We start from the raw sequence: 13,118 nt of genomic DNA on the forward strand, positions 1-13,118 counted from the left end.
GGAAAGGCCCGCCGCAGAAGCGGACGGGCCATCAGGGCATCGGCGGCGGGGCTGGGTGTCAGCTACAGCCGCTGGTTGCCCCGCAGGTATTGCATTTCATGCAGGTTCCGTTCCGCACCAGCGTATAGTTGCCGCATTCGCCGCAGGGGTCGCCCTCATATCCCTGCATCCGCGCCTTGGCTCGCAGGTCCATCGCCGCCGGTTCCGCCGCCAGGATCGCAGTGGCCGAGACCCCCGCCTGCAAGACCATCAGATCCTGGGGCAGGCGCTTGCGCAGGTAACCCGCGCTGCTGATCTGCTTCAGCATGGTCAGCGACTTCAGCTCGGCCTGTTCGCTGACGGGGGCGACGTTCTGGCCCTCGCGTTCGCCGCCGCCCATGTCGTCGAAACGCGCCCCTTCGGGCTTTACATGCGCCAGGTCGGTGCGGTCCAGATAGCTGACGGCCAGTTCGCGGAAGACATAGTCCAGGATCGAGGTCGCGTTCTTGATGCTGTCATTGCCCTGCACCGCGCCCGCCGGCTCGAACCGGGTGAAGGTGAAGGCGTCCACGAATTCCTCCAGCGGCACGCCGTATTGCAGGCCCACCGACACCGCGATGGCGAAATTGTTCATCATCGCCCGGAAGCCCGCGCCTTCCTTGTGCATGTCGATGAAGATCTCGCCCAGGCCGCCGTCGTCATATTCGCCGGTGCGCAGATAGACCTTGTGCCCGCCCACGATCGCCTTCTGGGTATAGCCCTTGCGGCGCTGCGGCAGCTTCTCGCGGTGGCTGCGGACGGCCTCCTTGACGATGATCCGCTCGACGATCTTCTCGGCGATCACGGCGGCCTTTTCCTGGGCGCTGCCGGTGGAAAGGATCTCCTCGGCCTCCTCGTCATCCTCGACCAGGGCCGAGGCCAGCGGCTGGGACAGCTTGGACCCGTCGCGATAGAGCGCGTTGGCCTTGATGCCCAGCGACCAGGACAGTTCGTATGCCGCCAGCGCATCGGCAATCGTCGCGCTGTTCGGCATATTGATCGTCTTGGAAATCGCACCCGAGATGAAGCTTTGCGCCGCCGCCATCATGCGGATATGGCTTTCGACCGACAGATAGCGCGTGCCCGTCTTGCCGCAGGCATTGGCGCAGTCGAAGACCGGCAGGTGTTCGGCCCGCAGATGCGGCGCGCCTTCCAGCGTCATGGTGCCGCAGACATGGTCGTTGGCGGCGTCGATCTGGGCCTTGGTGAAGCCCAGGTGCCGCAGCAGGTCGAAGGTCGGGTCGGCCAGCTTGCCTTCGGGGATGCCCAGCGTGCCCTTGCAGAAATCCTCGCCCAGGGTCCACTGGTTGAAGACGAAGCGGATGTCGAAGGCGGTGGCAAGGGCGGATTCGATCTTGTCGATTTCCGCCAGGCCGAAGCCATGGCCCGCAAGGGCGGTGTGGTTGATGCCGGGGCAGTTGCCAAGGCTGGCATGGCCGACGGCGTAAGCCACGATCTCCTCGATCTGGGCGGGGGAATAGCCCAGCGTGGTCAGCGCGGCCGGAACCGACTGGTTGATGATCTTGAAATAGCCGCCGCCCGCCAGCTTCTTGAACTTGACCAGGGCGAAGTCCGGCTCGATCCCGGTGGTGTCGCAATCCATGACCAGGCCGATGGTGCCGGTGGGCGCGATCACCGTGACCTGGGCGTTGCGGAAGCCGTGATCCTCGCCCCCCGTCAGGGCCTCGTCCCAGGCTTGGCGGGCGATGGCGACCAGGCTGGCGTCGGGGCAGTTCTCGGCGTCCAGGTCCACCGGCAGGACGTTGACGCCCTGATAGGCGCCGGTGCCGTGGGCCGCCGCCCGGTGGTTGCGGATCACCCGCAGCATGTGGCGCGCGTTGCGGTCATAGCCGGGGAAGGCCCCCAGTTCGGCGGCCATCTGCGCGCTTGTCGCATAGGCCACGCCGGTCATGACCGCCGTCAGCGCGCCGCACAGCGCCCGGCCCTGATCGCTGTCATAGCCCAGGCCCATGTTCATCAGCAGGCCGCCGATATTGGCATAGCCCAGGCCCAGCGTGCGAAAGTCGAAGCTGCGCTGCGCGATCTCCTGTGACGGGAACTGCGCCATCAGCACGCTGATTTCCAGCGTCACCGTCCACAGCCGGGTGGCGTGGACATAGGCGTCGGCGTCGAAGCGGCCATCGTGATAGAAGGCCAGCAGGTTCATCGACGCCAGGTTGCAGGCCGTGTCGTCCAGGAACATGTATTCGCTGCACGGATTGGACCCGCGGATCGGCCCGTCCTCGGGGCAGGTGTGCCAGGCGTTCACCGTGTCGTGGAACTGGATGCCCGGATCGGCGCAGGCCCAGGCGGCATGGCCGACCTGTTCCCACAAGTCGCGGGCCGAGACGGTCTTGGCGACCTTGCCGTCGGTGCGGCGCAGCAGCTCCCACGGCGCATCGTCGCGCACCGCTTGCAGGAAGGCATCCGTCACCCGGACCGAGTTGTTGGAATTCTGGCCCGAGACGCTGACATAGGCCTCGGAGTCCCAGTCGGTGTCATAGGTCGGGAATTCGATGCTGTCGAAACCCTGCCGCGCATATTGCAGCACGCGGTTGATATAGGTTTCCGGGATCATCGCCCGCTTGGCGGCGCGGATCGCGGATTTCAGCCCGTCGTTCTGCGCGGGATCCGTCTCGCCCTCGCCCGCGCGGATGGCGGCGAAGATGTCGTTCAGCCGCGCCTCATGCGCCTTGGACCCCGCGACGAGGCTCGCGACCTTCTGTTCCTCGATGACCTTCCAGTTGATGAAGGATTCGATATCGGGGTGATCCATGTCGCAGATCACCATCTTGGCGGCGCGCCGCGTGGTGCCGCCCGACTTGATCGCGCCCGCCGCCCGGTCGCCGATCTTCAGGAACCCCATCAGGCCGCTGGACTTGCCGCCGCCCGACAGGTTTTCCCCTTCGCCGCGCAGCGACGAGAAGTTGGTGCCGGTGCCGCTGCCGTATTTGAACAGCCGCGCCTCGCGGACCCACAGATCCATGATGCCGCCTTCGTTCACCAGATCGTCGCTGACCGACTGGATGAAGCAGGCATGGGGCTGGGGGTGTTCATAGGCGCTGTCGGACTTGACCAGCTTGCCGGTCGTGTAATCGACATAGAAATGCCCCTGGCTCGGGCCGTCGATGCCATAGGCCCAGTGCAGCCCGGTGTTGAACCATTGCGGGCTGTTCGGCGCGGCCATCTGCCGGGCCAGCATGAAGCGCATCTCGTCGTGATAGGCGCGGGCGTCCTCTTCCGTGGTGAAATAGCCGCCCTTCCAGCCCCAATAGGCCCAGGCTCCGGCCAGCCGGTCGAAGACCTGCCGGGCGCTCGTCTCTCCGACATGGCGCCGGTCCTCGGGCAGGGCGGCCAGGGCGTCGTCGTCGGCCACGCTGCGCCACAGGAATTCGGGCACGCCCTTTTCCGTGACGCGCTTCAGCGCCGCCGGGACGCCCGCCTTGCGAAAATATTTCTGGGCGATGACGTCGCTGGCGACCTGGCTCCAGCCCTGCGGGACTTCCACCTGGTCGTTGCGAAAGACGATCTTGCCATCGGGATTGCGGATCTCGCTCGTGGTGGTGGTGAAGGCGATATCGCCATATGCGCCCCCGGCAGGGGTGGTAAAACGCCGTTCGATCTTCATGCCCGTAGCCCTTTCATGTCATCGTCCCTGATCCGCGACCTGCGCCATGCGGCACGGGGCCGCCCCGTTGCCGCAGCAACGGACCCGGACAGCCGAAGCGCCCGATCGGTCGAAAATCGCGAAGCGACGGGCCTTGGTGATTATCGCTCACCTGTCACCACATCTGGTATGGCCAACGCCGCAGACCACAAGATTGATCCCATTCGGCGGCGGTTTCAACCGTTTTATTTGGTAGGGATCATGGTGAATCCGGTTGACTTTGGCCTGAGAGTGAGACCGGCAGATTCGCTCACAACCGGGATAAGAGGCGAACCGTCAACAGGATCGGAATGGCGTTATAGCGTGCGACGACAGGGGGTTAGAAGAAGCCGTCCCAAGGTTATCCACACCTTTATCCCAAGGTCATCCCAGGGTTGTGCACAGATGATGCAAACTTGTCACAATCGCGGGCGATCACGGCTGTGGACGGATGGCGCCCCGATCCGTGACGATCAGATCCAGCGGCTGGTCGAAAGGCTCGGCCGGGATGTCGGGCAGTTCCTGGACCGCGAAGGCCAGGCCGATGGCGGTGGCGCGGCCGGATTCGCGCAGCAATTGCAGGGTGCGGTCGTAATACCCGCCGCCATAGCCGATGCGATTCCCCCGCAGGTCGAAGCCCGCCAGCGGCACGATCAGCACATCGGGCCGCAGGACCGGCTGCGAATCAGCGGGGTGGAACGTGCCGAAGACTCCGGGCACCAGCGGCTCGCCGTCCCATTGCCGGAAGATCAGCGGCACGGCGCGGCCCGGCACCACCGGCAGGCAGACCGGCCCGTCATGGGCGGCCATCGCGGGCCGGGGATCCGGCTCGCCCCGCATCGGCCAATAGCCCGACAGGACCGCGCCCCGATGGGGCGCCAGGGCGGCGGTCAGGTGGCGGGTCAGCGCGTCCTGGTCGCCACCGGCCGCACGGGCGGCCAGGGCGCGGGCGCGCAGGGCGGATTTGTCGAAGGCCGTCACAGCAGGATCACCGTCGCCAGGCCCAGGAAGGCGAAGAAGCCCACCACATCCGTCACCGTGGTCACGAAGGTGGGCGAGGCCAGCGCCGGATCCGCGCCCAGCTTTTCCAGCGTCAGCGGTACCAGGATCCCGGCCAATGCGGCAATCGTCAGGTTGATGATCATCGCCAGCCCGATCACCGCGCCCAGACTGGCGCTGCCGAACCACAGATAGGTCACGGTCCCGATGGCCAGCCCGAAGATCGCGCCGTTCAGCAGGCCGACGACCACTTCCCGCCGGATCACGCGGACCGAATTGTCCTTGGTCAGATCCTTGGTGGCCAGCCCGCGCACCGCCACGGTCAGCGTCTGCGTCCCGGCATTGCCGCCCATCGAAGCGACGATCGGCATCAGCACGGCAAGCGCCACCAGCTGCGCGATCGAGCTTTCGAACAGCCCGATCACCGATGCCGCCGCCACCGCCGTCAGGATGTTGGTGGCAAGCCAGGGCACGCGCTGCCGGGCGGTCTGCATCACGCTGTCGGTCAGGCTCGATTCGTCGCCCACCCCCGCCAGGCGCAGGATGTCTTCCTCGTGTTCCTCGTCCAGCACGGCCATGGCGTCGTCGATGGTGATGATGCCCACCAGCCGGTCGTCGCGATCCACCACCGGGGCGGAAATCAGGTGATACTGGTTGAAGACATAGGCGACGTCCGCGTCCTCGGCGAAGGCGCTGATGGTGCGGAAGCTGTCCTCGGTGATCTCGCGCAGGGGGGTCGCGTGGGGGGATGCCAGCAGGCGGCCTAGGGTGACATAGCCCAGCGGATGGCGGCGCGGATCGACCAGGACGATGTGATAGAACTGCTCGGGCAGCCATTCCTCGGATTGCAGGAAGGCCACGGCCTCGCCCACGGTCCAGTGTTCGGGGGCGGTCACGACCTCGGACTGCATCAGGCGGCCCGCCGAATATTCGGGATAGGCCAGCGACTGCTGGACGGCGGCGCGGTCGGTGGCGTCAAGCGCGGCCAGGATCTCGGCCCGCTCGGGCTCGTCCATGTCCTCGACCAGATCGACCACGTCGTCGCTGTCCATTTCCCGGACGGCTTCGGCCACGACCTCGCGGGGAAGCTGGTCGATCACGTCCTCGCGGATCGAATCGTCGATCTCGGACAGGATCTCGCCGTCGATCTCGCCGCTGTAGAGCGCCAGGAAGGCGCGGCGCTTGGCCGGGTCCAGCCGTTCGATGATGTCGGCGATGTCGGCGCCGTGCATCGGCTCCAGCAGGGTGTTGAGCGTCGCGGCGTCGCCCGCCTCGATGGCGGCGTCGATCTGGTCCAGAAGCGCGCGCCGGGGCAGGTATTCGTCTTCGGCCGTGCGGTCCTCGGGCGGGGTGGTCTGGTCGGTCATGCCGCGTTCTCCGCGTTCAGCAGCGCAAGCGCCGCGCGGTGCAGATCGGGCGAGGCGGCGGCGATCACCCGGCCGCCACGATGCGCGGGACCGCCCTGCCAGTCGGTGACGATGCCACCGGCGGCCCGGACCACCGCCAGCGGCCCGGCGATGTCATAGGATTGCAGCCCGGCCTCGATCACCAGATCCACCTGGCCCAGGGCCAGCAGCCCATAGGCGTAGCAGTCAAGCCCATAGCGCGTCAGCCGTACCTGGCTTGCCACGCGGCGGAAGGCGGCGGCTTCATCGGCCGTCCCGACCTCGGGATAGGTGGTCAGAAGCGTCGCCTGGGACAGATCGACGCGCCGCGCCGCCAGGGCGCGGGGGCCGCTGTCGGTCACAAGGCGCGCCTGGCCCAGGCCGCCCTCGAACCGTTCGCGGGTATAGGGCTGGTCGATCAGGCCATAGACGATATCCTGCCCGTCGGACAGGCCGATCAGAACCCCCCAGCTGGTCGCGCCGCACAGAAAGGCGCGGGTGCCGTCAATGGGATCCAGGATCCAGGTCAGGCCGCTGGTTCCTTGGGCCGCGCCATATTCCTCGCCCAGGATGGCGTCCTCGGGGCGGCGGCTGGCCAGAACCTCGCGCATGGCGCGTTCGCCGGCGCGGTCGGCCTCGGTCACGGGGTCGAAGCCGGTCTGCCATTTGTTGTCGGCCACCAGGCCGGTGCGGAAAAAGGGCAGAATCGCGGCACGGGCGGCATCCGCCATCCGGTGCGCCGTGTCGATAATGTCTTGCGCGTCCTGCATGGCTGCCCCCTTGGTCCGGTTCACCGGCAGGACTAACCCGAAGGCGTCGTCCTGCCAATGGCGGCAAGCGGATTTGGCAGCCGGAACCGTGTCAGGCGGGTGACAGCGACACGCCCCGCGCCGGGATCAGGCGGCGTCGGACAGCACGCGGGCCAGTTCGAAGATCTGGCGGCGCTGCGCGACCGGCATCGTGTAATAGGCGCGCACCAGTTGCAGCGCCTCCTTGTCGGCCAGGATGTCGCCCGCGACGCCCTCGGGGACGTCGCCTTCCTGCAATCCCTCGAAGAAGAAGCTGACCGGCACGTCCACCGCCCGCGCGATATCCCACAGCCGGGACGCCGACACCCGGTTCATGCCGGTTTCGTATTTCTGGATCTGCTGGAACTTGATACCGACCTTGTCGGCCAGTTGCTGTTGCGTCATCCCGATCATCCAGCGACGATGGCGAATGCGCTTGCCTACATGAACGTCAACACCGTGTTTCATCGTTACCACCCTAATGCAATCTAAGGAAGCACTATCTTAACCTTCCTCAATTTTCGAGTGTTAACCTGGTTAACGACCTCGTTCCTGACCAAAAAGACAGGTTCGGTGCGGCTGTCGAGGGCCTTTTGTTAAGGGAATGACAGACTTGGCGAAAACCTCCATGCCCGAGGGTTCGGGGCTGATCCGAATCGCCCTGGTTGAACAGCTGGGAGGAGAGCCGGTGATCCGGCTGCGTCCGGCCCCTCGGGCCGGGGCTGGGCAGGTGCTGGTGCGGATGCGCGCGGCGGCGCTGAATTTCGCCGACCTGCTGAAGGCGAAGGGCGAATACCAGGAACGCCAGGATCCGCCCTTCGCCCCCGGCCTGGAAGGTGCGGGCGAGGTGATATGGGCGCCTGAAAACAGCGGCTTCCACCCCGGCGACCGCGTGGCCGTGCTGGCGCCGGGAACGCTGGCCGAACAGGTCGCGGTGTCCCCCGGCGCCTGCACGCCGATCCCCGCCGCGATGGATTTCGAACAGGCGGCGGGCTTCCAGATCGCCTATGGCACCAGCCACCTGGCGCTCTCTGCCCGCGCCGCCCTGCAACTGGGCGAGGTGCTGGCGGTGCTGGGTGCTGCGGGCGGCGTGGGTCTGACCGCGGTCGAGATCGGGCGCGCCATGGGCGCCCGCGTGATCGGCGTGGCGCGGGGGCGCGACCGGCTGGACGTGGTGCGCAGAGCCGGGGCCGATCATGTCATCGACAACGCCGACTGCCCGGACCTCAAGGCCGCCTTGCGCGATCTGGGCGGGGTCGACGTGATCTATGACGCCGTGGGCGACAGCGCCGGAGAGGCGGCCTTCCGCGCCCTGAATCCCGGCGGGCGGTTCCTGGCGATCGGCTTCGCGGGCGGCAGGCCGCCGGTGCTGCCGCTGAACCACGCCTTGGTCAAGAACATCGCCATCCACGGCTTTTATTGGGGCGGCTATGCCAGGCTGGATCCCGCGGCCGTGTCGGACAGCATGAGGGATCTGTTGCGCATGTTCCAGGACGGCCAGCTTGCTCCGGTGCTGGGCCAGGTGATGCCGCTGGATCGCGTGGCCGAGGCCTTCGACATGCTGCGCAGCCGCAAATCGGTCGGCAAGATCGTCGTGACACTGTAACAACTGCGTAAAACTGTGCCGATCCGGCCGCGTGGCGCATTGAAACGCGGCGATCTCATGCCAATATGGGGGCCATAAACCGGCAGATGCCGGCATGTCCTCGTAGGGAGAGATTGATGGCAGATTACAACACTTACCGCACCACGCAGAGCGTCGGCAGCCGCCAGGCGGTGATCGACGAAGGGCTGCGGGCCTACATGAACAAGGTTTATGGGCTGATGGCGGTCGGCATGGGTGTAACCGCCGTCGCGGCCTATGGCATCAGCACCGCCGCCGTCGATGCGTCGGGACAGCTGACCCAGCTTGGCGTCGCGCTCTATGCCTCGCCCCTGAAATGGGTGATCATGTTCGCGCCGCTGCTGGTGGCCTTTGCCTTCGGCGCCGCGCTGAACCGCCTGTCGGTTTCGGCCGCGACCATGCTGTTCTACGGCTTCGCCGCGCTGATGGGCCTGTCGATCAGCTCGATCTTCCTGGTCTATACCGACATGTCGATCGTGCAGACCTTCCTGGTGACGGCCATCGCCTTCGCGGGCCTGTCGTTGTGGGGCTATACCACCAAGAAGGACATCTCGGGCTGGGGCAGCTTCCTGATCATGGGCGTGATCGGCCTGATCGTGGCGTCCATCGTGAACATCTTCCTGCAATCCTCGGCGATGCAGTTCGCGATCTCGATCCTGGGCGTGCTGATCTTCGCGGGCCTGACCGCCTATGACACGCAGAACATCAAGAACACCTATCTGCAAATGGCCGGTTCGGACCGGGACTTCATCGGCAAGACCGCCATCATGGGCGCCCTGCAACTGTATCTGGACTTCCTGAACCTGTTCATGTTCCTGCTGCAGTTCATGGGCAACCGCGACTGATTTTCGCGACAGCCTGACAGCCTTGACCCCCGCCTGACCGGCGGGGGTTTTTCATTCCCCGAACCGCCATTCCCCGTTCCCAAGCGCGGGGGCGGCGCGGTCATGGGTCAGGTCGCTGCGACTGAGGCGGATGGGGGTGCGCAGGCCGGGGATGCCCTCGGGGGCGATGCGCAGGCCGCGCGCGGCGATCTGAGGTTCCGTCAGCGCCTCGGCCACGTCGTTGACGGGGCCGGCGGGGACGCCTGCGGCCTCCATCGCGGCGATCAGGTCGGCGCGGGTGCGGCGCAGGGTGGCGGCGGTCAGGATCGGCACCAGCCGGTCGCGATGGGCGACGCGGACCGGGTTGGTGGCGAAGTCGGGGTCCGTGGGCAGGTCGGGCAGGTCCAGAACCCGGCACAGCGCGGCGAATTGCCGATCGTTGCCGCAGGCGACGATCAGATGGCCGTCGCTGGCCGGGAACAGCTGATAGGGCACGATGTTCGGATGCGCATTGCCCAGCCGGTGCGGCACCGTGCCGCCCAGCAGATAGTTCGTCGCCTGGTTCGCCAGCACCGCCACGCCGCAATCCAGCAGCGACAGATCCAGATGCTGGCCCCGGCCCGACCGCGCCCGTTCGGCCAGCGCCGCCTGCACGGCGATCACCCCGTAAAGCCCGGTGAAGATGTCGATCCAGGCGACGCCGACCTTCTGCGGCTCTCCGCCCGGATCGCCGGTCAGGTCCATGATCCCGGACATGCCCTGGATCAGGAAATCGTATCCCGGCTGGCGGGCGCGCGGCCCGTCCTGCCCGAAGCCGGTGATCGAGGCATAGACCAGCCCCGGATTGCCCGCCGACAGCGCCGGGTAATCCAGCCCGAAGCGGGTCAGCCCGCCCAGCTTGAAGTTCTCGATCACCACATCCGCCTGCGCGATCAGGCCGCGCAGCCGCGCCAGATCGGCGGCGTCGTTGAAGTCGCAGATGACCGAGGTCTTGCCCCGGTTCGCCGCGTGGAAATAGGCGGCGACCCGCTCGGTCCCGCCATCCGGCAGCGGCCGGTCGATGAAGGGCGGGCCCCAGCGGCGGGTGTCGTCGCCCTCGGGCGATTCGACCTTGATGACCTCGGCCCCCAGGTCGGCCAGGGTCTGGCCGATCCACGGCCCGGCCAGGATCCGCGCCAGTTCGACGACCCGCAGGCCCTTCAGCGGCGGCTCAGCCAAAGGCCTGGATCCCGGTCTGCGCACGGCCCAGGATCAGCGCGTGAACGTCATGCGTGCCCTCATAGGTGTTCACCGTCTCCAGGTTCTGGGCGTGGCGCATGACGTGGTATTCGCTGGAAATGCCGTTGCCGCCATGCATGTCGCGGGCCATCCGCGCGATCTCCAGCGCCTTGCCGCAATTGTTGCGCTTGACCAGGCTGATCATCTCGGGCGCGAAGCGGCCCTCGTCGAACAGCCGCCCGACCCGCAGGGACGCTTGCAGGCCCAGGGCGATTTCCGTCTGCATGTCGGCCAGCTTCTTCTGGAACAGCTGCGTCGCGGCCAGCGGGCGGTTGAACTGGTGGCGGTCCAGCCCGTATTGGCGGGCGCGGAACCAGCAATCCTCGGCAGCCCCCATCGCGCCCCAGGAAATGCCATAGCGCGCGCGGTTGAGGCAGCCGAAGGGCCCGCCCATGCCCTCGACGCCGGGCAGCAGGGCGTCTTCGCCGACCTCGACATCCTCCATCACGATCTCGCCGGTGACCGAGGCGCGCAGGCTCAGCTTGCCCTCGATCTTCGGCGCCGACAGGCCGTGCATGCCCTTTTCCAGCACGAAGCCGCGGACCTTGCCGCCATGGGCGTCGGATTTCGCCCAGACCACGAAGAGATCGGCGATGGGGCTGTTGGAAATCCACATCTTCGCGCCGTTCAGCACATAGCCGCCATCGGTCTTCTTGGCGCGGGTCTTCATGCCGGCGGGGTCGGACCCCGCGTCCGGCTCGGTCAGCCCGAAGCAGCCGATGAATTCGCCCGAGGCCAGATTCGGCAGGTATTTGCGCTTCTGCGCCTCGCTGCCATAGGCCTCGATCGGGAACATCACCAGCGACGACTGGACCGAGGCCATGCTGCGGTATCCGCTGTCGATCCGTTCGATCTCGCGCGCGACGAGGCCGTAGGAGACGTAGGACGCGCCGACCCCGCCGTATTCCTCGGCCACGGTCACGCCCAGCAGGCCCGCCGCGCCCATCTCGCGGAAGATCTCGGGGTCGGTCTGCTCGGTCAGATAGGCGTCCTTGACGCGCGGGGCCAGCCGGTCGGCCGCGAACGCCGCCGCGCTGTCGCGGATCATCCGCTCTTCCTCGGACAACTGGTCGTCCAGAAGAAACGGATCGGCCCAGTCGAACGCCGCGCCTTTGTGGGATTTCGTGGACATCTGTTCCTCCCTTGGGGTCGGGGCAAGGATAACGACATGCGGGGCGGTCCCGAAAGGCCCAAATCGCGGGCGATTGGTGCGGGCGCGCGGATCGGTTAAGCCTGCCGCCAGAATCACCATCCCGAGAGAGAGACGATGGGCTATTTTCCCCACTGGCGCCCGGCCACCGGCGCGACGGTCCTTCCCGATGAGAAGCTGCCTTGGGCCGCCGCCGTTCCGATGAGCTTTCAGCACCTGCTGGCGATGTCGGGGTCCACGATCCTGGCGCCGCTGATCATGGGCTTCGATCCCAATGTCGCGGTGTTCTTTTCCGGCATCGGCACGCTGTTGTTCTTTGTCATCACCGGCGGGCGGGTGCCCAGCTATCTGGGATCGTCCTTCGCCTTCATCGCGGTGGTGATGGCCGCGACCGGCTTCGCGGGCGGCGGGGCCAATCCGAATATCGGCGTGGCCCTGGGCGGGATCATCGCGGCGGGGCTGGTCTATGCGCTGATCGGGCTGGTGGTGATGGCAATCGGTTCCGGCTGGGTCGAACGGCTGATGCCCCCCGCCGTCACCGGGGCCATCGGCGTCGCCATCGGGCTGAACCTGGCCCCGGTCGCGGTGGGCCAGTTGAAGGGCAGCATGGCGCATCTGGCCATCGCCCTGGCGACGGTGCTGTGCATGGCGATGGTGTCGGCCTATGGCGGGCGGGCGACGAAGCGCGTGGCGGTGCTGATCGCCTTGGTCTTCGGATACGGGCTGGTGCTGGTCCTGGGCAACGGCGCGGGGATCGTGCCGGGCATCGACTTCGCCCGTGTCGCGCAGGCGCCCTGGTTCGGCGTCCCGAACTTCACCGCGCCGCAAGTCGACTGGACCGCCATCAGCATGATCGCCCCCGTCGCGGTCGTGCTGGTGGCCGAGAATCTGGGCCATATCAAGGCGCTTGGCGCGATCACCGGGCAGAACATGGACCGTTATATCGGGCGCGGCTTCCTGGGCGACGGGCTGGCGACGATGATCGCCGGGGCAGGGGGCGGCACCGGCGTCACCACCTATGCCGAGAATATCGGCGTCATGGCGATGACCAAAGTTTACTCGACGCTGATCTTCCCGCTGGCCGCCGTGATCGCGATCCTGCTGGGCCTGTCGCCCAAATTCGGCGCGATCCTGCAAACCATTCCCGCCCCGGTGCTGGCGGGGCTGGCGGTGTCGGTGTTCGGGCTGATCGCCTCGGCCATGGCGCGGATCTGGGTGGACAACCGGGTGGATTTTTCCGACCCGAGGAACCTGTTCACGGTGGGCGTGGCGCTGATCCTGGGGGCGGGGGATTTCACGGTGACCATCGGCGGCTTCGCCCTGGGCGGGATCGGCACATCGACCCTGGCCGCCCTTGTCCTGTACCAGCTTCTGGGGATCGGCCGCGACCGGCGCGCGGCCTGACG

At 66.9% G+C, this 13,118-nt stretch carries 10 protein-coding genes; 3 read left to right on the forward strand and 7 right to left on the reverse strand.

Annotated elements, in window-relative coordinates:
* Nucleotides 1-58 precede the first annotated feature (58 nt).
* The 5 genes from PXD02_RS04795 to PXD02_RS04815 form a co-directional block, all read right to left on the reverse strand.
* Nucleotides 59-3,646, reverse strand: a complete 3,588-nt coding sequence (locus PXD02_RS04795) for a vitamin B12-dependent ribonucleotide reductase (RefSeq protein WP_275105778.1) — start codon at nt 3,644-3,646, stop codon at nt 59-61.
* A gap of 453 nt (nt 3,647-4,099) precedes the next feature.
* A complete protein-coding gene (locus PXD02_RS04800; RefSeq protein WP_275105779.1) occupies nt 4,100-4,645 on the reverse strand; it encodes a 5-formyltetrahydrofolate cyclo-ligase in 546 nt (181 codons plus the stop codon).
* Nucleotides 4,642-6,030 carry a magnesium transporter gene (gene mgtE / locus PXD02_RS04805; protein ID WP_275105780.1) on the reverse strand — a complete coding sequence of 463 codons (1,389 nt, stop codon included), beginning with the start codon at nt 6,028-6,030 and terminating at the stop codon, nt 4,642-4,644. The genes PXD02_RS04800 and mgtE overlap by 4 nt, the downstream gene beginning before the upstream one ends.
* On the reverse strand, nt 6,027-6,818 hold the full coding sequence (locus tag PXD02_RS04810) for an inositol monophosphatase family protein (protein ID WP_275105781.1): 792 nt from the start codon (nt 6,816-6,818) through the stop codon (nt 6,027-6,029). Before PXD02_RS04810 ends, mgtE begins: the two co-directional genes overlap by 4 nt.
* Before the next feature lie 126 nt (nt 6,819-6,944).
* Complete coding sequence (locus tag PXD02_RS04815) at nt 6,945-7,304, reverse strand: helix-turn-helix domain-containing protein (protein ID WP_275105782.1); 360 nt, start codon at nt 7,302-7,304, stop codon at nt 6,945-6,947.
* 145 nt (nt 7,305-7,449) lie between these two features.
* On the opposite strand from PXD02_RS04815, the gene PXD02_RS04820 reads away from it, so the two are divergent.
* Together PXD02_RS04820 and PXD02_RS04825 are read left to right on the forward strand one after the other, a co-directional pair.
* Complete coding sequence (locus PXD02_RS04820; protein ID WP_275105783.1) at nt 7,450-8,442, forward strand: NADPH:quinone oxidoreductase family protein; 993 nt, start codon at nt 7,450-7,452, stop codon at nt 8,440-8,442.
* Between the two features lie 116 nt (nt 8,443-8,558).
* Nucleotides 8,559-9,305, forward strand: a complete 747-nt coding sequence (locus PXD02_RS04825) for a Bax inhibitor-1/YccA family protein (protein ID WP_275105784.1) — start codon at nt 8,559-8,561, stop codon at nt 9,303-9,305.
* Nucleotides 9,306-9,356: 51 nt separating this feature from the next.
* Here the strand turns inward: PXD02_RS04825 and PXD02_RS04830 are convergent, their stop codons facing one another.
* Nucleotides 9,357-10,502, reverse strand: a complete 1,146-nt coding sequence (locus PXD02_RS04830; protein WP_275105785.1) for a CaiB/BaiF CoA transferase family protein — start codon at nt 10,500-10,502, stop codon at nt 9,357-9,359.
* Nucleotides 10,495-11,694 (reverse strand): acyl-CoA dehydrogenase, encoded by a 1,200-nt coding sequence (locus tag PXD02_RS04835; RefSeq protein WP_275105786.1) that lies wholly within the window; start codon nt 11,692-11,694, stop codon nt 10,495-10,497. The genes PXD02_RS04830 and PXD02_RS04835 overlap by 8 nt, the downstream gene beginning before the upstream one ends.
* A 135-nt stretch (nt 11,695-11,829) precedes the next feature.
* Between PXD02_RS04835 and PXD02_RS04840 the strand changes: the two genes are divergently transcribed.
* The gene (locus tag PXD02_RS04840; protein WP_275105787.1) at nt 11,830-13,116 is read left to right on the forward strand and encodes a solute carrier family 23 protein; all 1,287 of its coding nucleotides are present in this window, start codon (nt 11,830-11,832) and stop codon (nt 13,114-13,116) included.
* Nucleotides 13,117-13,118: the final 2 nt, after the last annotated feature.

Source organism: Paracoccus sp. S3-43, assembly GCF_029027965.1.
Classification (GTDB): domain Bacteria; phylum Pseudomonadota; class Alphaproteobacteria; order Rhodobacterales; family Rhodobacteraceae; genus Paracoccus.

Coding starts and splice junctions, on each gene's coding strand:
- PXD02_RS04795 (WP_275105778.1), bottom strand. CDS start 3,646: ATGAAGATCGAACGGCGTTTTACCACCCCTGCCGGGGGCGCATATGGC.
- mgtE (WP_275105780.1), bottom strand. CDS start 6,030: ATGACCGACCAGACCACCCCGCCCGAGGACCGCACGGCCGAAGACGAA.
- PXD02_RS04810 (WP_275105781.1), bottom strand. CDS start 6,818: ATGCAGGACGCGCAAGACATTATCGACACGGCGCACCGGATGGCGGAT.
- PXD02_RS04815 (WP_275105782.1), bottom strand. CDS start 7,304: ATGAAACACGGTGTTGACGTTCATGTAGGCAAGCGCATTCGCCATCGT.
- PXD02_RS04825 (WP_275105784.1), top strand. CDS start 8,559: ATGGCAGATTACAACACTTACCGCACCACGCAGAGCGTCGGCAGCCGC.
- PXD02_RS04835 (WP_275105786.1), bottom strand. CDS start 11,694: ATGTCCACGAAATCCCACAAAGGCGCGGCGTTCGACTGGGCCGATCCG.
- PXD02_RS04840 (WP_275105787.1), top strand. CDS start 11,830: ATGGGCTATTTTCCCCACTGGCGCCCGGCCACCGGCGCGACGGTCCTT.